This window comes from Pseudomonas sp. 2995-3 (assembly GCF_002742565.1).
Lineage (GTDB): Bacteria > Pseudomonadota > Gammaproteobacteria > Pseudomonadales > Pseudomonadaceae > Aquipseudomonas > Aquipseudomonas edaphica.
Map to the genome: position 1 here is coordinate 56,376 of NZ_LJSB01000462.1, position 21,047 is coordinate 77,422.

The 21,047-nt window shown below is 61.2% G+C and carries 20 protein-coding genes; 11 read left to right on the forward strand and 9 right to left on the reverse strand.

Features of this window, described 5'->3' with window-relative positions; all coding sequences use genetic code 11:
• Positions 1 to 24 precede the first annotated feature (24 nt).
• Complete coding sequence (locus AOA62_RS30955; protein WP_099550538.1) at positions 25 to 588, reverse strand: helix-turn-helix domain-containing protein; 564 nt, start codon at positions 586 to 588, stop codon at positions 25 to 27.
• Positions 589 to 680: 92 nt separating this feature from the next.
• Here AOA62_RS30955 and AOA62_RS30960 point away from each other — a divergent pair, with 92 nt between their 5' ends.
• The 7 genes from AOA62_RS30960 (at position 681) to AOA62_RS30995 (ending at position 7,910) form a co-directional block, all read left to right on the forward strand.
• Entirely contained in the window at positions 681 to 1,607 is a 927-nt protein-coding gene (locus tag AOA62_RS30960) for a DMT family transporter (RefSeq protein ID WP_099550539.1), read from the forward strand.
• Positions 1,608 to 1,870: 263 nt separating this feature from the next.
• Positions 1,871 to 4,792: a monovalent cation/H+ antiporter subunit A gene (locus AOA62_RS30970; protein ID WP_099550540.1), complete on the forward strand. Its 2,922-nt coding sequence runs from the start codon at positions 1,871 to 1,873 to the stop codon at positions 4,790 to 4,792.
• On the forward strand, positions 4,792 to 5,136 hold the full coding sequence (locus AOA62_RS30975; RefSeq protein WP_003192163.1) for a Na+/H+ antiporter subunit C: 345 nt from the start codon (positions 4,792 to 4,794) through the stop codon (positions 5,134 to 5,136). Before AOA62_RS30970 ends, AOA62_RS30975 begins: the two co-directional genes overlap by 1 nt.
• A complete protein-coding gene (locus AOA62_RS30980) occupies positions 5,133 to 6,815 on the forward strand; it encodes a monovalent cation/H+ antiporter subunit D (RefSeq protein ID WP_099550541.1) in 1,683 nt (560 codons plus the stop codon). The genes AOA62_RS30975 and AOA62_RS30980 overlap by 4 nt, the downstream gene beginning before the upstream one ends.
• Positions 6,812 to 7,300 carry a Na+/H+ antiporter subunit E gene (locus AOA62_RS30985; RefSeq protein ID WP_099550542.1) on the forward strand — a complete coding sequence of 163 codons (489 nt, stop codon included), beginning with the start codon at positions 6,812 to 6,814 and terminating at the stop codon, positions 7,298 to 7,300. Before AOA62_RS30980 ends, AOA62_RS30985 begins: the two co-directional genes overlap by 4 nt.
• Positions 7,297 to 7,575 carry a K+/H+ antiporter subunit F gene (locus tag AOA62_RS30990; protein ID WP_017137537.1) on the forward strand — a complete coding sequence of 93 codons (279 nt, stop codon included), beginning with the start codon at positions 7,297 to 7,299 and terminating at the stop codon, positions 7,573 to 7,575. The genes AOA62_RS30985 and AOA62_RS30990 overlap by 4 nt, the downstream gene beginning before the upstream one ends.
• Positions 7,572 to 7,910 carry a Na+/H+ antiporter subunit G gene (locus tag AOA62_RS30995; RefSeq protein WP_099550543.1) on the forward strand — a complete coding sequence of 113 codons (339 nt, stop codon included), beginning with the start codon at positions 7,572 to 7,574 and terminating at the stop codon, positions 7,908 to 7,910. The genes AOA62_RS30990 and AOA62_RS30995 overlap by 4 nt, the downstream gene beginning before the upstream one ends.
• 107 nt (positions 7,911 to 8,017) lie before the next feature.
• Here AOA62_RS30995 and AOA62_RS31000 read toward each other — a convergent pair whose 3' ends face one another.
• Positions 8,018 to 8,476, reverse strand: coding sequence for an HIT family protein (locus tag AOA62_RS31000; RefSeq protein ID WP_017134689.1), 459 nt, complete (start codon positions 8,474 to 8,476; stop codon positions 8,018 to 8,020).
• Between the two features lie 162 nt (positions 8,477 to 8,638).
• Here AOA62_RS31000 and AOA62_RS31005 point away from each other — a divergent pair, with 162 nt between their 5' ends.
• Positions 8,639 to 9,391 (forward strand): 3-oxoacyl-ACP reductase family protein, encoded by a 753-nt coding sequence (locus AOA62_RS31005; protein WP_017134690.1) that lies wholly within the window; start codon positions 8,639 to 8,641, stop codon positions 9,389 to 9,391.
• 24 nt (positions 9,392 to 9,415) lie between these two features.
• Entirely contained in the window at positions 9,416 to 10,003 is a 588-nt protein-coding gene (locus tag AOA62_RS31010; protein WP_099550544.1) for a TetR/AcrR family transcriptional regulator, read from the forward strand.
• Here the strand turns inward: AOA62_RS31010 and lepB are convergent, their stop codons facing one another.
• The 3 genes from lepB to AOA62_RS31025 all read right to left on the reverse strand — a co-directional run bounded on the left by lepB (position 10,004) and on the right by AOA62_RS31025 (position 14,095).
• Positions 10,004 to 10,672: a signal peptidase I gene (lepB, locus tag AOA62_RS31015; protein WP_099550545.1), complete on the reverse strand. Its 669-nt coding sequence runs from the start codon at positions 10,670 to 10,672 to the stop codon at positions 10,004 to 10,006. It lies immediately after the preceding gene.
• 315 nt (positions 10,673 to 10,987) lie between these two features.
• The gene (gene cysS / locus AOA62_RS31020; protein ID WP_017134693.1) at positions 10,988 to 12,376 is read right to left on the reverse strand and encodes a cysteine--tRNA ligase; all 1,389 of its coding nucleotides are present in this window, start codon (positions 12,374 to 12,376) and stop codon (positions 10,988 to 10,990) included.
• 18 nt (positions 12,377 to 12,394) lie between these two features.
• Positions 12,395 to 14,095, reverse strand: a complete 1,701-nt coding sequence (locus AOA62_RS31025; protein WP_026013499.1) for a glutamine--tRNA ligase/YqeY domain fusion protein — start codon at positions 14,093 to 14,095, stop codon at positions 12,395 to 12,397.
• Positions 14,096 to 14,344: 249 nt separating this feature from the next.
• Between AOA62_RS31025 and AOA62_RS31030 the strand changes: the two genes are divergently transcribed.
• Together AOA62_RS31030 and lpxH are read left to right on the forward strand one after the other, a co-directional pair.
• Positions 14,345 to 14,848 carry a peptidylprolyl isomerase gene (locus tag AOA62_RS31030; RefSeq protein WP_017134695.1) on the forward strand — a complete coding sequence of 168 codons (504 nt, stop codon included), beginning with the start codon at positions 14,345 to 14,347 and terminating at the stop codon, positions 14,846 to 14,848.
• Entirely contained in the window at positions 14,845 to 15,594 is a 750-nt protein-coding gene (gene lpxH / locus AOA62_RS31035) for a UDP-2,3-diacylglucosamine diphosphatase (RefSeq protein WP_017134696.1), read from the forward strand. Before AOA62_RS31030 ends, lpxH begins: the two co-directional genes overlap by 4 nt.
• Positions 15,595 to 15,781: 187 nt before the next feature.
• On the opposite strand, the gene AOA62_RS31040 is transcribed toward lpxH, so the two are convergent.
• The 4 genes from AOA62_RS31040 to AOA62_RS31055 are packed head-to-tail and all read right to left on the reverse strand — an operon-like array spanning position 15,782 to position 20,456.
• Positions 15,782 to 17,317 (reverse strand): DHA2 family efflux MFS transporter permease subunit, encoded by a 1,536-nt coding sequence (locus AOA62_RS31040; RefSeq protein ID WP_017134697.1) that lies wholly within the window; start codon positions 17,315 to 17,317, stop codon positions 15,782 to 15,784.
• On the reverse strand, positions 17,317 to 18,513 hold the full coding sequence (locus tag AOA62_RS31045; RefSeq protein ID WP_017134698.1) for an efflux RND transporter periplasmic adaptor subunit: 1,197 nt from the start codon (positions 18,511 to 18,513) through the stop codon (positions 17,317 to 17,319). The genes AOA62_RS31040 and AOA62_RS31045 overlap by 1 nt, the downstream gene beginning before the upstream one ends.
• 15 nt (positions 18,514 to 18,528) lie before the next feature.
• A complete protein-coding gene (locus AOA62_RS31050; protein WP_099550546.1) occupies positions 18,529 to 19,986 on the reverse strand; it encodes an efflux transporter outer membrane subunit in 1,458 nt (485 codons plus the stop codon).
• The gene (locus tag AOA62_RS31055; protein WP_017134700.1) at positions 19,983 to 20,456 is read right to left on the reverse strand and encodes a MarR family winged helix-turn-helix transcriptional regulator; all 474 of its coding nucleotides are present in this window, start codon (positions 20,454 to 20,456) and stop codon (positions 19,983 to 19,985) included. Before AOA62_RS31055 ends, AOA62_RS31050 begins: the two co-directional genes overlap by 4 nt.
• Positions 20,457 to 21,047: the final 591 nt, after the last annotated feature.

Sequence of the window (21,047 nt, forward strand, 5' to 3'; positions counted from 1 at the left end):
CATCCACTGTTGCCAGGCCAACAGTTAGATCACCACGTTACGCACAAACCGCACGGCCACGTCGCCGTCATTGCGATAGCCGTGCACGTTGCGGCTGGCGAACATGTAGAACTCACCGGCCGCCACGTGTTTTTGTTCCTCGCCCACCAGCAAGGTCAGGCAGCCTTCGAACACGAACAGCTGCACGCTCCAGCCGTCCGGGTCGGGGTCGGGGCTGTAGCGATCACCCGGTTCCAGGTGCATCTCCCACAACTCGACTTCACGCCGCGCCGTGGCCTTGGCCAGTAGCACCGCTTTACTGCCGGGGATATCGCCGGCCCAGGCCAGCTCGTTGATGCGGCTGTGATCACCGGCATCCGGGGCCTGGATAAGGTCGCTGAAGGCCACGTCCAAGGCTTCGGCGACGCGGTCCAGCGTGGACAGGCTGACATTCTTCTCGCCCGCCTCGATGGCCACCAGCATGCGCCGGCTGACCCCGGACTTTTCCGAGAGTGCGGTCTGGCTCAGATCCGCAGCATGGCGCAGCCGGCGGACGTTCTGGCTGACGTGTTGCAGGACCGAGGCCCGTTGTGGATTTTCTTTGTGCACTATATTGCTCAATGGGTGGGTGTGCGCAGTATACTGCCCAGCGTGCGGCGCATTGTGCGGTCCGTGCCTTTCCCTTGCAAGACCGAGCCGCCATGACCGCCCCGAACGCCGCCCCACGTTTCAACCGTTTCAGCAAAGCCGAATGCATCCTGGTGGTGATCACCATGATCTGGGGCGGCACGTTTTTGCTCGTGCAACACGCCATGACCGTCAGCGGGCCGATGTTTTTCGTGGGCCTGCGGTTTGCGGCGGCGGCGATTGTGGTGGGGTTCTTTTCGTTGCGCACGTTGCGTGGCCTGACCTTGTTCGAGTTGAAAGCCGGCGCATTCATCGGCACCTCGATCATGTTCGGCTACGGCATGCAGACCATTGGCCTGCAGACCATTCCAAGCAGCCAGTCGGCGTTCATTACAGCGCTTTATGTACCTTGCGTACCGCTGTTGCAGTGGCTGGTGCTGGGGCGTCGCCCAGGCCTGATGCCGAGCATTGGCATCATGTTGGCGTTTACCGGGTTGATGCTGCTTACAGGCCCGACGGGTGCCTCTCTGAACTTCAGCCCCGGTGAAATTGCCACACTGATCTGCGCAATCGCGGTGGCCGCCGAAATTATCCTCATTGGCGCCTATGCCGGGCAGGTGGATGTGCGGCGAGTGACCGTGGTGCAACTGGCCACGGCCTCGTTGCTGTCGTTCCTGATGGTGGTGCCGATGGGCGAGGCGCTGCCGGGCTTCTCCTGGTTGCTGTTGTTCAGTGCAGTGGGCCTGGGTTTGACCAGTGCGGTGATTCAGGTGGCGATGAACTGGGCGCAGCAGAGTGTTTCGCAAACCCGTGCCACGTTGATCTATGCCGGCGAACCGGTATGGGCCGGCGTGATCGGGCGGATTGCCGGGGAGCGTTTTCCGCCGATTGCGATGGTCGGTGCGGCGTTGATTGTGGCGGCGGTGATTGTGAGTGAGATGAAGACACGCAATCAGCGAGAAGCTGAAAAATCAATCGAACTTGAACAGGAAGCCCCCTGACCCGATCGTTCCCACGCTCTGCGTGGGCATGCATCCTGTGACGCTGCGCGTCACCCTTGCGCAAGGCTCACGGCTGCATAAGCAGTTGGGACGCGGAGCGTCCAGGGCGGCATTCCCACGCAGAGCGTGGGAATGATCAGGCCCGAAACAATGCCAAATGGGGGTTTTCGGCCTACCTTGTAGGATCCTGCCACATCTTGCCGTTTGGTGATCGAGAAAGCGGCACGTATGATGCATCCCAAACTCCCGCAGATTAGAAGCCTATGTCCCTGATAGTTCTACTGCTTCTGCCTTTTATCGGCAGCTGTCTGGCGGCCTTGCTGCCGCATAATGCACGTAACACCGAATCCCTGTTGGCCGGCCTTGTGGCCCTGGTCGGCACCATTCAAGTCGCTTTGCTCTACCCTCAGATCGCCCACGGTGGCGTGATCCGCGAAGAATTCATGTGGTTGCCCAGCCTCGGGCTCAACTTCGTGCTGCGCATGGACGGGTTTGCCTGGTTGTTCTCGATGCTGGTGCTGGGCATCGGCACACTGGTGGCGCTGTATGCGCGCTATTACATGTCGCCGGATGACCCGGTGCCGCGCTTCTTTGCGTTTTTCCTGGCGTTTATGGGCGCCATGCTCGGGCTGGTGATCTCCGGCAACCTGATCCAGATCGTGTTCTTCTGGGAACTGACCAGCCTCTTCTCGTTCCTGCTGATCGGCTATTGGCACCACCGCGCCGATGCCAGGCGCGGCGCCTATATGGCGCTGATGGTCACCGGCGCCGGCGGCTTGTGCCTGCTGGCGGGTGTGATGCTGCTGGGGCATATCGTCGGCAGCTATGACCTGGACCTGGTGCTGGCGGCGGGCGATCAGATTCGCGCGCATTCGCTGTACCCGGTGATGCTCGCGTTGGTGCTGATCGGCGCCTTGAGCAAGAGCGCGCAGTTCCCTTTCCACTTCTGGCTGCCCCACGCCATGGCGGCACCCACGCCGGTTTCGGCCTACCTGCACTCGGCGACGATGGTGAAGGCCGGCGTGTTCCTGCTGGCCCGCCTGTGGCCGTCGCTGTCCGGCAGCGAAGAATGGTTCTGGATCGTCGGCGGTGCCGGCGCACTCACCCTCCTCCTCGGCGCTTACTGCGCCATGTTTCAGAATGATCTCAAAGGCCTGCTGGCCTATTCCACCATCAGCCACCTCGGGCTGATCACCTTGCTGCTGGGCCTCAACAGCCCGCTGGCCGCCGTCGCTGCGGTGTTCCATATCCTCAACCACGCCACTTTCAAGGCATCGCTGTTCATGGCCGCCGGCATCATCGACCACGAAAGCGGCACGCGGGATATCCGCAAGCTCAGTGGCCTGGTGCGGCTGATCCCGTTTACTGCGACCCTGGCGATGGTGGCCAGTGCGTCCATGGCCGGCGTGCCGTTGCTCAATGGTTTCCTGTCCAAAGAGATGTTCTTCGCCGAAACGGTATTTATCTCGGCGACAAAGTGGGTAGAAATCGCCCTGCCGGTGATCGCGACCATCGCCGGTACGTTCAGCGTGGCCTATGCCCTGCGCTTTACCGTCGACGTGTTCTTCGGCCCGCCCGCGACCGACCTGCCCCACACACCCCACGAGCCACCGCGCTGGATGCGCGCGCCGGTCGAGCTGCTGGTGTTTACCTGCCTGCTGGTGGGCATCTTCCCGGCCCAGGTGGTCGGTTCGATCCTCGCCGCCGCCGCACTGCCGGTGGTCGGCGGGGTACTGCCCGAATACAGCCTGGCCATCTGGCACGGCTGGAACGCGCCGATGATCATGAGCCTGGTGGCCATGTCCGGCGGCATCGTGCTGTACCTGCTGCTGCGCAAACAGCTCAAGCTTGGCCGTTTCAAATACCCGCCGATCATCAGTTACTTCAACGGCAAGCGCATGTTCGAGCGCAGCCTGGTGGTAATGATGCGCGGCGTGCGCCGTATCGAAAAACGCATCAGCACCAAACGCCTGCAAACCCAATTGTTCCTGCTGGTGCTGGCAGCGGTGGTTGCCGGGTTGATCCCGATGCTCAACAGCGGCCTCAGTTGGGGCGACCGGCCGAAGATCCCCGGCTCCATCGTGTTCGTGACCCTGTGGTTGCTGGCCATCGCCTGTGCGCTGGGCGCCGCCTGGCAAGCCAAGTACCACCGGCTGGCAGCCCTGACCATGGTCAGTGTGTGCGGCATGGTCACCTGCGTGACCTTCGTGTGGTTCTCGGCGCCGGACCTGGCCCTGACGCAACTGGTGGTCGAAGTGGTCACCACCGTGCTGATTTTGCTGGGCCTGCGTTGGTTGCCACGACGGATCGAAGAAGTCTCGCCACTGCCGAGCTCGTTGCGCAAGGCGCGCATCCGTCGCCTGCGCGACTTCCTGTTGTCCAGCGTGGTGGGTGGCGGCATGGCGCTGCTCTCCTACGCAATGCTGACCCGCCAGACGCCCAACGATATCTCCTCGTTTTACCTGAGCCGCGCGCTGCCCGAAGGCGGCGGCAGCAATGTGGTGAACGTGATGCTGGTGGACTTCCGGGGCTTTGATACCTTGGGCGAAATCACCGTGCTCGGCGCCGTGGCGCTGACCGTCTACGCCCTGCTGCGCCGCTTCCGCCCGTCCAAGGAAAGCATGGAGTTGCCGCCACAACAGCGCCAATTGGCGCCGGACGTGGCCACCGACCTGGTCAACCCGCGCCAGGCCAGCGATACCGCCCTGGGCTTTATGATGGTGCCGGCGGTACTGGTGCGCCTGCTGCTGCCGATTGCGCTGGTGGTGTCGTTCTACCTGTTCATGCGCGGCCACAACCAGCCGGGCGGCGGTTTCGTCGCGGGGTTGGTGATGTCGGTGGCGTTTATCCTGCAATACATGGTCGCCGGCACCCAATGGGTCGAAGCGCAGATGAGCCTGAGGCCGATGCGCTGGATGGGCTTCGGCCTGCTTTCGGCCACCTTGACCGGGCTCGGCGCGCTGTTCGTCGGTTACCCGTTCCTCACCACCCACACCTGGCACTTCAGCCTGCCGCTGCTGGGCGATATCCACATTGCCAGCGCGTTGTTCTTCGACGTTGGCGTGTACGCCATGGTCGTCGGCTCCACGCTGTTGATGCTCACCGCCCTCGGTCACCAGTCGGTGCGAGCGCATAAACCGAGCAACCAGCCCAAGGCCGTTGCCGCAACCGAAGGAGCCGCCTGATGGAAGAAGTCATCGCAATTGCCATTGGAGTGCTGGCGGCCTCCGGCGTCTGGCTGATCCTGCGCCCACGAACGTTCCAGGTCGTCATGGGCCTGTGCCTGCTGTCGTATGGAGTCAACCTGTTCATTTTCAGCATGGGCAGCCTGTTCATCGGTAAAGAGCCGATCATCAAGGACGGCGTGCCGCAAGACCTGCTCAACTACACCGATCCGCTGCCCCAGGCCCTGGTACTCACGGCCATCGTGATCAGCTTCGCCATGACGGCCTTGTTTCTGGTGGTGCTGCTGGCCTCCCGTGGGCTGACCGGCACTGACCATGTGGACGGTCGGGAGCCAAAGGAATGACGTGGATGAATCAAATGATCGTCGCGCCGATCCTGCTGCCGTTGCTGACCGCCGCGCTGATGCTGATGCTCGGCGAAAAACGCCGCCCGTTGAAAGCCAGGATCAACCTGTTCTCCAGCATCATCGGCCTGGGTGTCGCCATCCTGCTGCTGTACTGGACGCAACAAGGCGGCCCCGGCTCGATTGGCGTGTACCTGCCGGGCAACTGGCAGGTGCCCTTCGGCATTGTGCTGGTGGTGGACCAACTGTCGGCGATGATGCTGGTGCTCACCGGCATTATCGGTGTGAGCGCGCTGCTGTTCGCCATGGCCCGTTGGGATCGCGCCGGCACCAGTTTCCACGCGCTGTTCCAGATCCAGCTGATGGGTTTGTACGGTGCATTCCTGACGGCGGACCTGTTCAACCTGTTCGTGTTCTTCGAGGTGCTGCTGGCGGCGTCCTATGGCTTGATGCTGCACGGCTCCGGCCGCGCGCGGGTGTCGTCGGGGCTGCATTACATTGCGATCAACCTGTTGGCGTCGTCGCTGTTCCTGATTGGCGCGGCGATGATCTACGGGGTCACCGGCACGCTTAACTTTGCTGACCTGGCGCTGAAAATCCCGCTGGTACCGCAAGCCGATCGCGGCCTGTTGCATGCTGGCGCGGCGATCCTCGCCACTGCATTCCTGGCCAAGGCCGGCATGTGGCCACTGAACTTCTGGCTGGCACCCGCCTACTCCTCGGCCAGCGCACCGGTGGCGGCGATGTTTGCGATCATGACCAAGGTCGGCGTGTACACAGTGCTGCGTCTGTGGACCTTGCTGTTCTCCGGGCAAGCCGGTGCATCGGCGCTGTTTGGCGGCGACTGGCTGGTGTACGGCGGCATGGCGACCATCGTCTGCGCGGCGCTGGCCATGGTGGCTGCGCAGCGCCTGGAGCGGATGGCCAGCCTGAGCATCCTGGTGTCGGCCGGGATCCTGCTGTCGTCGGTGGGCTTTGCCCAGCCAAGCCTGACCGCCGGGGCGCTGTTCTATCTGGTCAGCTCGACCCTGGCGCTGAGCGCGCTGTTCCTGCTGGCCGAGCTGATCGAGCGTTCGCGCTCGGCCAATGATCTGCCGCTGGATGAAGAAATCGACGCGCTGCCCAAGGCCATGGAGTCGTTGCACCCACGTCCCGGCGTCAACCTGGATGACGAGCAGAAAGCCGTGGTCGGCCAGGTGATCCCCTGGACCATGGCCTTCCTGGGCTTGAGCTTTATCGCCTGCGCACTGCTGATTATTGGCATGCCGCCGTTGTCCGGGTTTATTGGCAAGCTCAGCCTGTTGAGCGCGCTGGTCAACCCAATGGGCCTGGGTAACGCGGTGGATGAGCCGATCCGCCCGGCAGCCTGGGGTTTAGTGGCGCTGTTGATCTTGTCGGGCCTGGCTTCGCTGATCGCCTTCGCCCGCCTGGGTATCCAGCGCTTCTGGACACCGGAGGAGCGCCCATCGCCGCTGCTGCGCCGCTACGAATGTGTGCCGATCTTCTTCCTGCTCGGCCTGAGCATTCTCCTGACCTTCAAGGCCGAACCGCTGATGCGCTACACCCAGGCCACTGCCGACAGCCTGAATAACCCGGAGCATTACGTGATGGCGGTGATGGCCACGCGCCCGGTGCTGAGCCCTGAGTCCAGAGCCGCCGCCCTGGAGGTGCAGCCATGAAGCGCCTGTTCCCTGCCCCATGGCTATCGCTGGCATTGTGGGTGCTGTGGCTGGTGTTGAACCTGTCGGTCAGCCCCGGCAACCTGTTGCTGGGCGCGGTGCTGGGCTTTCTCGCGCCGCTGCTGATGGCGCCGCTGCGCCCGCTGCCGGTGCGCATTCGCCGCCCCGGCATCATCATTCGCTTGTTCTTCGTGGTGGGTCGCGACGTGATCGTGTCCAACCTGCACGTGGCCTGGGGCGTACTGACGTGCGGATCCCGCCCGCCGCGTTCACGTTTTATCAAAATCCCGCTCGACCTGCGTGACCCCAACGGCCTGGCCGTCCTGTCGATGATCACCAGCGTGACGCCTGGCACAGTGTGGTCGGAACTGGCCCTGGACCGCAGCATCCTGCTGCTGCACGTGTTCGACCTGGACGATGAAGCACCGTTTATCGAGCACTTCAAACGCGCCTACGAACGGCCCCTGATGGAGATCTTCGAATGAGCCCCCTGCTCTCCAATGCAATCCTGGTCAGCCTGTTCCTGTTCTCGCTGGCGATGGTGCTGACGCTGGTGCGCCTGTTCAAAGGCCCGTCCGCGCAAGACCGGGTTCTGGCGCTGGACTACCTGTACATCCTGGCGATGCTGATGATGCTGGTGCTCGGCATTCGTTATGCCAGTGACACCTACTTTGAAGCGGCGCTGCTGATTGCGCTGTTTGGCTTTGTCGGGTCGTTCGCCCTGGCGAAATTCCTGCTGCGTGGCGAGGTGATTGAATGATGCCGTTATGGGTTGAAATGATCGTGGCCGTGTTGCTGGTGCTCAGCAGCCTGTTTGCGCTGATTGGCGCGATCGGGTTGTTGCGCATGAAGGACTTCTTCCAGCGCATGCACCCACCGGCACTGGCCTCCACACTGGGCGCGTGGTGCGTGGCGCTGGCGTCGATTATCTACTTTTCGGTGCTCAAGTCCGGGCCGGTGCTGCACGGTTGGTTGATTCCGATTTTGTTGGCGATCACGGTGCCTGTTACCACACTGCTGTTGGCGCGCACGGCGCTGTTTCGCAAGCGCATGGCCGGTGATGATGTGCCTGCCGAGGTCAGCAGCCGCCGCTGATTGATCTGTGGGAGCTGGCTTGCCTGCGATAGCGGTGTATCAGTCAATGTTGCTGTGACTGATAGGCCCCCATCGCAGGCAAGCCAGCTCCCACATTGGTTTTTGCGTCAGGCGAACGAGCGGATGTGCGTCGCCAACGCTGCCAGTTCCCCATCATCGGCCCGCACAAAATCGTGGGATGAGATGTAACCCTCATACGCCGCAAAAAACTTGTCGACTTTGGAGCTGATGGGCTTGAACGCGCTGTCCTGCCCCGTGCCGTGCATGGGAAACAGCTTCGCATGCAGATGGTCCACGCCGTAGCCTTCGAGCATCATCCCCGTGCGCGCCACATCGGGAAACGCCCGATCAATCAACAGTGCGGTTTTCTTGGTCGCCACAATCAGCGCGGACAACACCGCATCCGACTGCGCGAACGCGTAGCTGCCGTAATGCTGTTTGGGGATCACCACGCTGAAACCAGGCGTATTGGGGAAGATCGACAGGAACGCCATATGCTGGTCGTCTTCCCAGAGGATATGGGCCGGGGACGTCTTGCGGACAATGCTGCAGAAAATACAATCCATTCAAATCACCGTCAGTTTCAGTGTGCGAGCCGAGCCTCCAAAGGTAAGGCAAAAATGTCGCGCCCTAGTTAAAGATTAAATAATCCATAAATAGCTTGGCGCATTGGAATTGGCCTGATACGGTTTAGTGGATTTATTAATCCACTAAAAACAGGCACACCCATGACTGCTCATCTCGCACGTTTTACTGACAAAGTCGCCCTGGTAACCGGCGGCTCCCGTGGCATCGGCGAAGCCATCGTGCGGCGCCTGGCGGCTGAAGGCGCGGCAGTGGCCTTCACCTATTCCGCGTCGGCTGACAAGGCGCAGGCACTGGTCGGCCAGATTCAAAGCCAAGGCGGCACAGCCCTGGCCATTCAGGCGGACAGCGCCGATGTGGTGGCGATTGCCCGAGCCGTGACCACCACCGTTGCGCATTTCGGCACGCTGAATATCCTGGTTAACAATGCCGGGATCTTGCAGCTCGGCAGCGTGGACGAATTCAGCCTGGAAGACTTCGACCGCATGTTCGCCGTGAATGTACGCGCGACATTCGCCGCCGCGAAAGCCGCGTCAGCAGTGATGCGCAGTGGTGACAGGATCATCAGCGTGGGCAGCGTCGTAGCGCAGCGCTCAGCCTTTCCGGGCTCCAGCGTCTATAGCATGACGAAGGCGGCGATCGCCGGTATGATCCGCGGCCTGGCGATTGATTTTGCCCCGCGCGGCATCACCGTCAATAACGTCCAGCCCGGCCCGACCAGCACTGACATGAACCCGGCAGACGCGCCGCATGCCGACCTGATCAAAAGCCTGGTGCCCTTGGGCCGTACAGGCACGGCTGACGAAATCGCCGGCATGGTCGCCTACCTCGCGTCTGAAGAAGCTGCCTTTGTGACCGGCGCCAGCCTGAGCATCGACGGTGGCTACCTGGCCTGACCCTTCACTTTCCAGAGGTACCCCATGGCAAGACCCCGAGCCTTCGACCGCGACCAGGTGCTGCAACACGCCATCCGCGTATTTTGCGACAAGGGTTTTGCCGCCGCCTCAACCGAAGAACTGATGCAGGCCATGGGGCTGAGCCGCCAGAGCATGTACAACACCTTTGGCGACAAACGCCAGTTGTACCTGCAGGCCATGGCCGAGTATCAGCGCACGGGCGTCGACGACCTGATCGAGCGTCTGGGCCAAGGCCCTACACCGCTGCAAGGCCTGCACGACACCCTGAACTCCTTCGCCACCCGCGCCCTTCGCGAAGGCACGGCCGGGTGCATGGGCGTCAATGCGATCTGTGAGTTTGGCCAGGAAGATGAGGAAATCAATCAACTCACCGCACACAGCGCCGAGCGTTTGCGCCGTGCATTTGAGCAGACCCTGAGATGTGCGCAGGAACAGGGTGAACTCGTGCCGGGCACCGATTTGCCGGCCGCCTGCGACTTTCTGATGGCCACCCTTAGCGGCATGAAGATTGCCGGTAAGGGCGGCGCTAGCGTCGAGCAGTTGGCTAACATCGCAGGGTTTGCAGTTCGCGCACTGGGCGCCAAGGCGTAATTACAGGATCGGCGCGCCGAAGCGGTTCAAGCGCGGCATCCAATGATCGAGGATTTGCGCAGATGCCAGCACATGATGCGCGTGCCCGATCAACAAGCGGCGTGGCACAAAGCCGATGTAGCGCGAGTCATCGCTGTTGTCGCGGTTGTCACCCAGCATGAAATAACTGTCGGCAGGCACCGTGACCGGGCCGAAATTTCGCAATGCCCGAACCGTGGGCATGAACTGAATGCTGCGCTGACTGTTGCTCGCATGCTCGATCAGCTTGATACCCGGCACTGTCTGGCCTGGCACGATCGGTTCGCTGATGTCCTGGCCATCACTGTAGGTAGCCGGCGTGCCGTTAACCCACAGCACTTCATCTTTCATTTCCAGGGTATCGCCGGGAATGCCGACGATGCGCTTGATCAAGCGCATACCGTCCTTGGGTGACGAGAAGGTCACCACATCACCGCGTTTAGGGTCATCCAGCTTGGCCAGGGATATATCCGTGAGCGGCAGCTTGAGGTCATACGCCACACGGTTGACCAGCACCACATCACCCTCCAGCAACGTCGGGCGCATCGACCCGGACGGGATGGGGTTCCAGTCGGCCAGGGAGGTGCGGAACACGCCGAAGCACAGCCAGAAAAGGATGACGTAACGGTAGCGGCTCAACCAACTTCGCATACAGCCTCGCACTAAAAAAGCGGCGCAGACAGCCGCCGGAAAACCCAGGGTAACATTTGGCAATACTCGCTTATTACACCGGAGGATTAAATTAACATTAGCGTTACAGCCCACATTGATCGTCCCCACGCTCTGCGTGGGAATGCATCCCGTGACGCTCCGCGTCACCTTGCACAGGGCTTGAGGTGTTTGCCAAAAGCAGGACGCAGAGCGTCCAGGGCGGCGTTCCCACGCAGAGCGTGGGAACGAGCCACGCTTGCACAATAAAAAACGCCCCGAACCAGTCGGGGCGTTTTTTTATTCAGGGTTTACCGATCAAGCCTGATCAGCCAACCGCCACGTCGTGCCGCCCTTCCCGTCTTCCAACACCACACCCATCGCGGTCAGTTGGTCACGGATACGGTCGGACTCCGCCCAGTCTTTGCCTGCACGGGCAGCCAGGCGCGCTTGAATCAACGCGTCTACTTCAGCGGCATCTACACGCCCTTCGGCGCCGGCTTGCAGGAAGTCATCGGCTTCCATCTGCAGTACACCCAACACGCTGGCCAGCTCTTTCAAGCGCGCAGCAAGCCCTGCGGCTGCATCAAGATCACTCTCACGCAGACGGTTGATCTCGCGCACCATCTCGAACAGCACCGCGCAGGCTTCCGGCGTGCCGAAGTCGTCGTTCATGACCTCGGTAAAGCGTGCCACGAAGGCTTCGCCGCCGGCCGGCGCCACGGCAGGCAGGCCTTTCAACGCATGGTAGAAACGCTCCAGCGCGCCTTTGGCGTCCTTGAGGTTGTCTTCCGAGTAGTTGATGGCGCTGCGGTAGTGGCTCGACACCAGCAAATAACGCACCACTTCCGGGTGGTACTTTTCCAGCACATCGCGGATGGTGAAGAAGTTGTTCAAGGACTTGGACATCTTCTCGCCATTGATGCGGATCATGCCGCAATGCATCCAGGCGTTGGCGTAGGTCTTGCCGGTGGCGGCTTCGCTTTGGGCGATTTCGTTTTCGTGGTGCGGGAACTCAAGGTCGCTGCCGCCGCCATGAATGTCGAAGGTCTCGCCCAGGCAGCAGGTGGACATCACCGAGCATTCGATGTGCCAGCCCGGACGGCCCGCGCCCCATGGCGACTCCCAGCTCGGCTCGCCGGGCTTGGTGCCTTTCCACAGCACGAAGTCCAGTGGATCCTGCTTGGCTTCGTCGACTTCGATACGTGCGCCGATGCGCAGGTCTTCGATTTTCTTGCGCGACAGCTTGCCGTAGCCCATGAACTTCGCGACGCGGTAGTACACGTCGCCATTGCCTGGGGCGTAGGCGTAACCCTTGTCGATCAGGGTCTGGATCATGCTCAACATGCCCGGAATGTGATCCGTGGCGCGCGGCTCCATGTCCGGTTTGAGGATGTTCAGACGCGCTTCATCCTCGTGCATCGCGGTGATCATGCGCTCGGTCAGCACATCGAACGGTTCGCCGTTCTCGCGCGCCCGGTTGATGATCTTGTCTTCGATGTCGGTGATGTTGCGCACATAGGTCAAGTCATAGCCGCTGAAACGCAACCAACGGGTCACCAGGTCGAAGGCAACCATGCTGCGGCCGTGGCCGATGTGGCAGTAGTCGTACACGGTCATGCCGCACACGTACATGCGCACCTTGTTGCCGTCCAGCGGCTTGAAGACTTCTTTGGTCTTGCTGAGTGTGTTGTAGATCGTTAGCACAACGGCTTCCTTAGAGAATCACTGGCCCCACGAATCACGCAAGGTCACGGTACGGTTGAAGACCGGATGACCAGGTTTGGAGTCCTTGATATCCGCGCAGAAGTAACCTTCGCGCTCGAACTGGAAACGGTCTTCCGGCTGTGCGTCGCCAAGCGATGGCTCGGCACGACAACCCGTGAGAACTTGCAGGGAGTCAGGGTTGATGTTGTCCAGGAAGCTGGCGCTGTCTTCAGCCTTCTCAGGGTTCGGCGAACGGAACAGACGATCGTACAGGCGCACTTCGCACTCGATGCTGGCAGCAGCCGGCACCCAGTGAACGACGCCTTTGACCTTGCGGCCTTCAGGGTTCTTGCCCAGGGTTTCCGGGTCGTAGGAGCATCGCAGTTCGACGATGTTGCCATCGGCGTCCTTGATCGCTTCATCGGCACGGATCACGTAGCTGCCGCGCAGGCGCACTTCGCCGTTAGGCTCCAGGCGCTTGTAGCCTTTCGGCGGCTCTTCCATGAAGTCATCACGGTCGATGTAGATTTCACGCGCGAACGGCAGCTTGCGCACGCCAAGTTCTTCTTTCTGCGGGTGACGCGGCAGTTCGAGGTGGTCGACCTTGTCTTCCGGATAGTTGGTGATCACGACTTTCAACGGGCGCAATACGCACATGGCACGCGGCGCGTTGGCGTCCAGGTCCTGACGGATGCTGAACTCGAGCATGCCGTAATCGACCACGCCGTCGGAGCGGTTGGTGCCGACCATGTCGCAGAAGCTGCGGATCGACGCCGGGGTGTAGCCGCGACGGCGGAAACCCGACAGGGTGGACATGCGCGGGTCATCCCAGCCATGCACGTGCTTTTCGTCCACCAACTGCTTGAGCTTGCGCTTGCTGGTGATGGTGTAGTTCAGGTTCAGGCGGCTGAACTCGTACTGACGCGGGTGCGCCGGAACCGGCAGGCTGTCGAGGAACCACTCATACAGCGGGCGATGGCTTTCGAACTCCAGGGTGCAGATGGAGTGGGTGATGCCTTCGATGGCGTCCGACTGACCGTGGGTGAAGTCATAGTTCGGGTAGATGCACCACTTGTCACCGGTCTGGTGGTGATGGGCGTGGCGGATGCGGTACATGATCGGGTCGCGCAGGTTCATGTTCGGCGAGGCCATGTCGATCTTGGCGCGCAGCACGCGGGCGCCGTCCGGGAACTCACCGGCGCGCATGCGGTTGAACCAGTCGAGGTTCTCTTCTACCGAACGGTCACGGAACGGGCTGTTCTTGCCCGGCTCGGTCAGCGTGCCACGGTATTCCTTGGCCTGCTCCGGGGTCAGGTCGTCGACGTAGGCCTTGCCGGCCTTGATCAGCTCGACGGCCCAGTCGAACAACTGGTCGAAATACTTGGACGCATAGCGCACTTCACCGGACCATTCGAAGCCCAGCCACTTGATGTCGCTTTCGATGGCGTCGATGTATTCCTGGTCTTCCTTGGCCGGGTTGGTGTCGTCGAAACGCAGGTGCGTGACGCCACCGAACTCCTGGGCCAGGCCGAAGTTCACACAGATCGACTTGGCGTGACCGATGTGCAGGTAGCCGTTGGGCTCTGGCGGGAAGCGGGTGACGATCTGCGTGTGCTTGCCCGAATCCAGGTCCGCCTGGATGATCGGGCGCAGGAAATTGACCGGGACGGCAGGTCCGGCCTTGGAATTCGAGGTAGGGTCGACAGTGGGCTTGCTCATAGGATCCTTGAACAGACAGGTTCGTGGCCGGTTGGGGCCAGATAAAACAAAGGCGATATCATAGCCGATGCTGTCAAGTACCTGACAGAGCAGCACCGAAAACTGCTGCATTTAATGCACCGGCGGTAAAAAACCACCTCGAAATTCCTGCCGGGCACGCTAAACTGCGCGCCTTGGCACACATTTAGCCAAACCGGTAGCGGCGCCTTGGCGTCCAAACCCACGAATTCCCTGAAAAGAGTAGTGAACATGACTCAAGTCAAACTGACCACCAACCACGGTGACATCGTCATCGAGCTGAACGCCGAGAAAGCGCCGATCACCGTCGCCAACTTCATCGAGTACGTGAACGCCGGCCACTACGAAAACACCGTTTTCCACCGTGTCATCGGCAACTTCATGATCCAGGGCGGCGGTTTCGAGCCAGGCATGAAAGAAAAGAAAGACAAGCGTCCAAGCATCCAGAACGAAGCGGACAACGGCCTTTCCAACGACAAGTACACCGTCGCCATGGCCCGTACCATGGAGCCGCATTCGGCCTCCGCGCAGTTCTTCATCAACGTCGCCGACAACGCCTTCCTCAACCACAGCGGCAAGAACGTGCAGGGCTGGGGCTACGCGGTATTCGGTAAAGTCACCGAAGGCCAGGACGTGGTCGACAAGATCAAAGGCGTGTCCACCACCTCCAAGGCCGGTCACCAGGACGTTCCAGCAGAAGACGTGATCGTCCAGAAAGCCGAGATCGTTGGGTGATATTGCTGATTTCAGACTTGCATCTGGAAGAGGAGCGCCCGGATATCACCCGGGCGTTTCTGGATCTGCTCCACGGCCGCGCCCGTGGCGCCCAGGCGTTGTACATTCTGGGGGACTTCTTTGAAGCCTGGATTGGCGACGATGGGATGACCGCCTTCCAGCGTTCCATCTGCGAGGCTTTACGCGAGCTGAGCGACAGCGGCACCCCGATTTTTATCATGCATGGCAACCGCGATTTCCTGATCGGTAAAGCGTTCTGCAAAGCCGCAGGCGCTACCTTGCTCAAGGACCCGAGTGTCGTGCAGTTACATGGCGAGCCCGTGCTGTTGATGCACGGAGACAGCCTCTGCACCCGCGACATCGGCTACATGAAGCTGCGGCGCATCCTGCGTAACCCGATTGTCTTGTTCATCCTGCGGCACCTGCCCTTGCGCACCCGCCACAAGCTGGCGCGCAAGCTGCGCAGCGAGAGCCGTGCGCAAACGCGTATGAAAACCAACGATATTGTCGATGTGACGCCCGAGGAAGTGCCACGGGTGATGCAGCAGTTCGGTGTACGCACTCTGGTCCACGGCCATACGCACCGCCCGGCCATTCATAAACTGCAGATTGGTGACCAGGCGGCCAAGCGTATTGTGCTGGGGGATTGGGACAAGCAGGGTTGGGCCTTGCAGGTGGATGAGCAAGGGTTTGCGCTGGCGGCGTTTGACTTCGTCAACCCACAGTTGGCGTTGCCCGGCGCATAACCCTGAGACACAGAACGCTGGCTTGTGTGGGGTTTGACTTGTGTGGGAGCTGGCTTGTGTGGGAGCTGGCTTGCCTGCGATGCAGGCACCTCGGTACATCAGGTACACCGAGCTGATGCTATCGCAGGCAAGCCAGCTCCCACACAAAACCAGCTCCCACATTTGATTGCATTTCAAACGTTGCCGATCAATGACCGGAAGCCTCCGGCCCGGCCTTCGCGCCAAACGGCGGCTTGGCCAGCCACACCAGCAACATCAAGCCCATGAACATCCACCCCAGCAACGTGAAGTAATCCACGGTGGACATCATGTACGCCTGGCTGGTGAGGATCTGGTCCAACTGCGCATAGGCCTTGTGCCCTGCTCCGCCTAGCGCCTGCAACGCATCGCGGGTGGCGGAGTCGTAGGTGGTCATGTTCTCGCTCATGTACGCGTGGTGCTGATCGGCGCGGCGAATCCAGATCCAGGTGGTCAGCGATGCCGCAAAGCTACCGCCCAGGGTCCGCAGGAAGGTCGCAAGACCCGCGCCGTCGGCGATTTGCGCCGGCGGCAAGTCGGACATCAGGATGCTCAAGGTCGGCATAAAGAACAACGCCACGCCGATCCCCATGAACAACTGCACCAAAGCGATATGGGTGAAATCCACCTGATTGGTAAAGCCTGCGCGCATAAAGCAGCTCAAGCCAATCGCCAGGAACGCCAGGCCCGCCAGCAAGCGCAAATCGAACTTGTGCGCATACTTGCCCACAAAGGGTGACATCAGCACCGGCAAAATACCGATCGGCGCGACCGCCAGGCCGGCCCAGGTGGCGGTGTAGCCCATCTGGGTTTGCAGCCATTGCGGCAGGATCAGGTTGATCCCGAAGAAGCCCGCATAGCCCAGGATCAACACGATGGTGCCGATACGGAAGTTGCGGTAGGCAAACAACCGCAGGTTGACCACCGGGTGCTTGTCGGTCAGCTCCCAGATGATGAACACCGCCAGGGCAATCACCGAAATCGCCGCACCGATGATGATGAAGTTGGATTCGAACCAGTCCAGGTCATTGCCCTTGTCGAGGATGATCTGCAAAGCGCCGACACCAACGATCAGGCTCAACAACCCGACGTAATCCATCGGCTGGTAACTGGTGACAACCGGGCGTTTCTTCAATTGCGAACGCACCACCATCACCGCAAAGATGCCGATGGGCACGTTGATAAAGAAGATCCACGGCCAGCTGTAGCTGTCGGTGATCCAGCCGCCGAGGATGGGGCCGGCAATCGGCGCCACCACCGTAACCATCGCCAGTAACGCCAGGGCCATGCCGCGCCTGGCCGGTGGGTAAACCGCGATCAGTAACGTCTGGGTCATCGGGTACAACGGCCCGGCGACCAGGCCTTGCAGCACCCGAAAGCCAATCAGCTCGGGCATCGAGGTGGAAATACCACAGAGGAACGACGCCAATACAAACAGGATGGTCGCCCACAAAAACAGCTTCACCTCGCCAAACCGGCGGCTCAGCCAGCCGGTGAGCGGCAAGGCAATGGCGTTGCTCACCGCAAACGAGGTGATCACCCAGGTGCCCTGCTCCGAACTCACGCCCAGGTTGCCGGAAATGGTCGGCAACGCCACGTTGGCGATGGTGGTGTCGAGCACCTGCATAAAGGTCGCCAGCGACAGGCCAATAGTGGCCATCAGCAAGCTTGGCGGCGTAAAGGACGCGGGGGCGTTAGCGCTCATCAGCGTTGCACAGCCTTGGGTGCGGCGAGGCTATTGTCATGGATCAACTGCGTGATCATGGCATCGGCTTCGGCCAGTTGGCGGTCATACACGTTGGTGGTGAACGAGGCCTTTTGCGGTGCCTGTTGCGCCAGCACCGGGCCGCTTTGGTCGTGCAGGTCGACGTTGACCACAGTGCTCAAGCCCACCCGCAGCGGGTTCTTGGCCAACTCGTCGGCGTTGATGTGGATGCGCACTGGCACCCGTTGCACGATCTTGATCCAGTTGCCGGTGGCATTCTGCGCAGGCAGCAGGGCAAACGCGCTGCCGGTGCCGGCGCCGAGGCTGTCGACGGTGCCGCTGAATTTCACGTCACTGCCATAGATGTCCGCTTCGATGTCCACCGGCTGGCCAATGCGCATATCGCGCAGCTGAGTTTCCTTGAAGTTGGCGTCGATCCACAGCTGGTCCAGCGGGATCACCGCCATCAACGCGGTGCCGGGCTGCACGCGCTGGCCCAGTTGCACGGTGCGCTTGGCCACGTAGCCCGTGACCGGTGCGATCAAGGTGCTGCGCGCGTTGGTCAGGTAGGCCTGACGCAGTTGCGCGGCGGCGGCTTGCACATCCGGGTGGGACGAAATCACCGTGTCATCCACCAAGGCATTCGTGGTTTTCAGTTGCTGCTCAAGGTTGGTCAGGGCGTTCTTGGCGGCGGTCAGGTTGTCACGGGCATGGGACAGTTCCTCCTGGGAGATCGCACCGCCCTGGGCCAGCGTCTTACGGCGGTTGAAGTTGTCCTGGGCGGTTTGCACGTCAGCTTTCTGTGCGTTGACCTGGGCTTTCATGCCATCGACATTGCTGTACAAACCACGCACCTGGCGCACGGTGCGGGCCAGGTTGGCCTGGGCACTTTGCAGGCCGACGGCGGCGTCATTCGGGTCGAAGTTGATCAGAACCTGGCCTTCGTGGACCAGGTCGCCGTCGTCGGCGCCGATGCTGACCACGGTGCCGGTGACCAGCGGGGTGATTTCCACCACGTTGCCGTTCACATAGGCGTCGTCGGTGCTTTCATTGAAGCGCCCGTAGAACTCATACCAGCCCCACACGCCGACCACGCCAAGAATGACGATCAGCGCCAGGCCGATCAGCATGACTTTGCGTTTGCGCGGGTTGTTATCGGGCTTTTCAGTTGCGTTGCTGTTTTCGGCAGTGGCCATGACAAATACCTCAAATTATTCCGTACGGGTGGCAGGGCTGGTCGTGGTCGCGGCCACGTTATCGGCGTTGAATCCGCCACCCAGGGCTTGCATCAATTGAATCGACAGGTCGATCTGCGCCGCATTCAAGGTCGCCAGCTGACGCTGGGCCTGCAGCAATTGCTGCTCGATGCTGAGCACATCCAGGTAGTTACCGATGCCGGAGCTGTAACGCTGTACGCCGGTGTCGTAAGACTGCTGGGCGATGTCCGCAGCGTGTTGCTGCGCCTGGATCTGCCGCCCGGTTTCGCGCAGTTGCATCAGGGTGTTGCCGATATCGCCCAAGGCTTGCACCAGGGTTTTGTTGTACTGAGCCACGGCCAGGTCGTAATCGGCGTCGCGAGCATCGAGGTCGGCACGCAAGCGGCCACCGTCAAAGATCGGCAACGAGATGGTCGGCGCAATGCTGAAGAACCGGCTGGCCGAGCCAAACATCGCATCACCGAGCAACGACTCGGCCCCGGCGCTCGCACTGAGGTTGAGGTTGGGGTAGAAGCGGGTTTTGCTCGCGGCCACGTTTTTACTCGCGGCCTCCACGCGCCAGCGTGCGGCGATCAGGTCCGGGCGACGGCCCAGCAATTCGGCCGGCAAGACTGAAGGCACAGCGACGGCACTGGGTTTCAACACGTTCGGGCGGGTCAGCTCGCCGCCACGGTCCGGGCCTTTGCCGAGCAATACCGCCAGGGCGATCTTGGCGCTTTGCAGTTGTTTTTCAGCGTCGATCAACTGCGACTGGGAGCTGGCTTCCAGGCTTTCGGTCTGTTGGTACTGGTATTCGCTGTCGATGCCGGAGCTGAGGCGGCGTTTGCTCAGGTCGAGCATCTGGCGGGTGCGCTTGAGGTCGTCATTGGCCAGGTCACGCACGATATGCGCTTGGCCCAAATCGCTGTAAGCCTTGGCGACGTTGGCGGCCAGGGTCAGGCGTGCGGCTTGCTGGTCGACTTCGGCTGCACGCGCCTGGCCCAACGCGGCTTCCCAGGCAGCGCGCTGGCCACCCCAGAGGTCGAAGTTGTAGTTGAAGCTGGCGCCGATGTTACGCACCGTGGCATAGGCATCGCCCTGCCCGCGCGGGTCCTGGTCCTTGGCCAGGCGCGAACGGCTCACACCGGCGCTGGCATCCAGGGTTGGCATGCGCGCCGCATCGGCGGCATAAGCGGCGGCTTCGGCCTGGTGCGCACGGGCGCTGGCCACTTGCATATCAGGGCTGTTTTGCAGGGCTTCGTGGATCAGGCCGTCGAGTTGCGGGTCGCCGAGGCTTTTCCACCAGTCGGCGGTGGGCCAGGCGGCCGTGGACAGGGTCACGCCGCTCAAGGATTTGCCGGTTTGCAACGTGTTGGCGTCGAGACGTTGGCCCTGGGTGTCGAGGCCGCTGAAGTTGGCACAACCGGCCATGCTCATCGCCACCAGCACCAGGCTGAGTGCACGCGTTTTCATTGATTACCTACCCGCTGGAGGACGATGGCGTCACCGGCAGCTACCAGAATTTTCTTGAGGATTCTTTCCAGGGTTTCCAACTCACCAGGCTCGAGGGCACCGGCCAGTTCATTCATCGACTGCGCGCCGATATGCGGCAACATGTCGGCCAGGCGCTGGCCGTCTTCGGTGAGCACTAACTGCACCTGGCGCCGGTCCTGCTCGGAGCGCTTGCGCGCCAGCAGGCCCTTTTGCTCCAGACGGTCGAGCATGCGGGTCATGGAGCCGCTGTCCAGGGACAGGTGGCGGCACAGCTCCGCCGGGGTATCGACGTCGAACTGGGCAATGATGATCAACACCTTGAACTGCGCGGCGGTGACGCCGTGGGGTTCCATATGGGTGTCGATAATGCGGTCCTTGAGCAGCGCCGCCCGGCCCAGCAACAGGCCGAGGTGGCAGTTGCGAAAGCTGTCAGGGGTGTAGTGGGTCATCGAAAGTCACCTTATTACTGCCTAGGCAGTGAATGTATGACAAGATGTTACTGCTTAGGCAGCGAATGTCAAATGGAATTATTAGCTTGCTTGGTAATTTCGCGAGAGGCGGGCTTGAAACACAAATAACTGTGGGAGCTGGGTTGCCTGCGATAGCGGTTTGGCGGGGGTGTTTGGTCGGGGTACATATCCATTGCTGCGGTAACGGCGGCCTATGGTTTCGCTCTTACAGCGACTCACTTTTCGAAGGACCGAAAAGTAAGCAAAAGGTCCTCGCCCCAACACTCGGTGCCTCGCTGTGGCTCGGCATGCCCGCAATCCGACAGTGATTTGGGGGGCCGCCGCGATGGGCCATCCTTGGCCCAGCGCGGCTAAACCGGCATCCCTGCCGGTTTACCCCCCAAATCACTGTCAGATTCCGGCCATCGTGTTTGACGGGGCGATTTCAGATCAAGATCAAAAGCGCAGATCAAAAGACCGCTGACTTCGTCATCGAAAAGGATGTAAGGGCCAGAGCAACAGCAACAGCAACAGCAACAGCAACAGCAACAGCAACAGCAACAGCAACAGCAGAGCCATACTCGGTCAAAG

Bases quoted from the DNA above. Each gene is read 5' to 3' on its own strand.
- AOA62_RS30990 (WP_017137537.1), top strand. From the start codon at position 7,297: ATGAGCCCCCTGCTCTCCAATGCAATCCTGGTCAGCCTGTTCCTGTTC.
- AOA62_RS31000 (WP_017134689.1), bottom strand. From the start codon at position 8,476: ATGGATTGTATTTTCTGCAGCATTGTCCGCAAGACGTCCCCGGCCCAT.
- AOA62_RS31010 (WP_099550544.1), top strand. From the start codon at position 9,416: ATGGCAAGACCCCGAGCCTTCGACCGCGACCAGGTGCTGCAACACGCC.
- AOA62_RS31005 (WP_017134690.1), top strand. From the start codon at position 8,639: ATGACTGCTCATCTCGCACGTTTTACTGACAAAGTCGCCCTGGTAACC.
- AOA62_RS31025 (WP_026013499.1), bottom strand. From the start codon at position 14,095: ATGAGCAAGCCCACTGTCGACCCTACCTCGAATTCCAAGGCCGGACCT.
- AOA62_RS30970 (WP_099550540.1), top strand. From the start codon at position 1,871: ATGTCCCTGATAGTTCTACTGCTTCTGCCTTTTATCGGCAGCTGTCTG.
- AOA62_RS30975 (WP_003192163.1), top strand. From the start codon at position 4,792: ATGGAAGAAGTCATCGCAATTGCCATTGGAGTGCTGGCGGCCTCCGGC.
- AOA62_RS30995 (WP_099550543.1), top strand. From the start codon at position 7,572: ATGATGCCGTTATGGGTTGAAATGATCGTGGCCGTGTTGCTGGTGCTC.
- AOA62_RS31055 (WP_017134700.1), bottom strand. From the start codon at position 20,456: ATGACCCACTACACCCCTGACAGCTTTCGCAACTGCCACCTCGGCCTG.
- AOA62_RS30985 (WP_099550542.1), top strand. From the start codon at position 6,812: ATGAAGCGCCTGTTCCCTGCCCCATGGCTATCGCTGGCATTGTGGGTG.
- AOA62_RS30960 (WP_099550539.1), top strand. From the start codon at position 681: ATGACCGCCCCGAACGCCGCCCCACGTTTCAACCGTTTCAGCAAAGCC.
- AOA62_RS31030 (WP_017134695.1), top strand. From the start codon at position 14,345: ATGACTCAAGTCAAACTGACCACCAACCACGGTGACATCGTCATCGAG.
- AOA62_RS31050 (WP_099550546.1), bottom strand. From the start codon at position 19,986: ATGAAAACGCGTGCACTCAGCCTGGTGCTGGTGGCGATGAGCATGGCC.
- lepB (WP_099550545.1), bottom strand. From the start codon at position 10,672: ATGCGAAGTTGGTTGAGCCGCTACCGTTACGTCATCCTTTTCTGGCTG.
- AOA62_RS31040 (WP_017134697.1), bottom strand. From the start codon at position 17,317: ATGAGCGCTAACGCCCCCGCGTCCTTTACGCCGCCAAGCTTGCTGATG.
- AOA62_RS30980 (WP_099550541.1), top strand. From the start codon at position 5,133: ATGACGTGGATGAATCAAATGATCGTCGCGCCGATCCTGCTGCCGTTG.
- AOA62_RS31045 (WP_017134698.1), bottom strand. From the start codon at position 18,513: ATGGCCACTGCCGAAAACAGCAACGCAACTGAAAAGCCCGATAACAAC.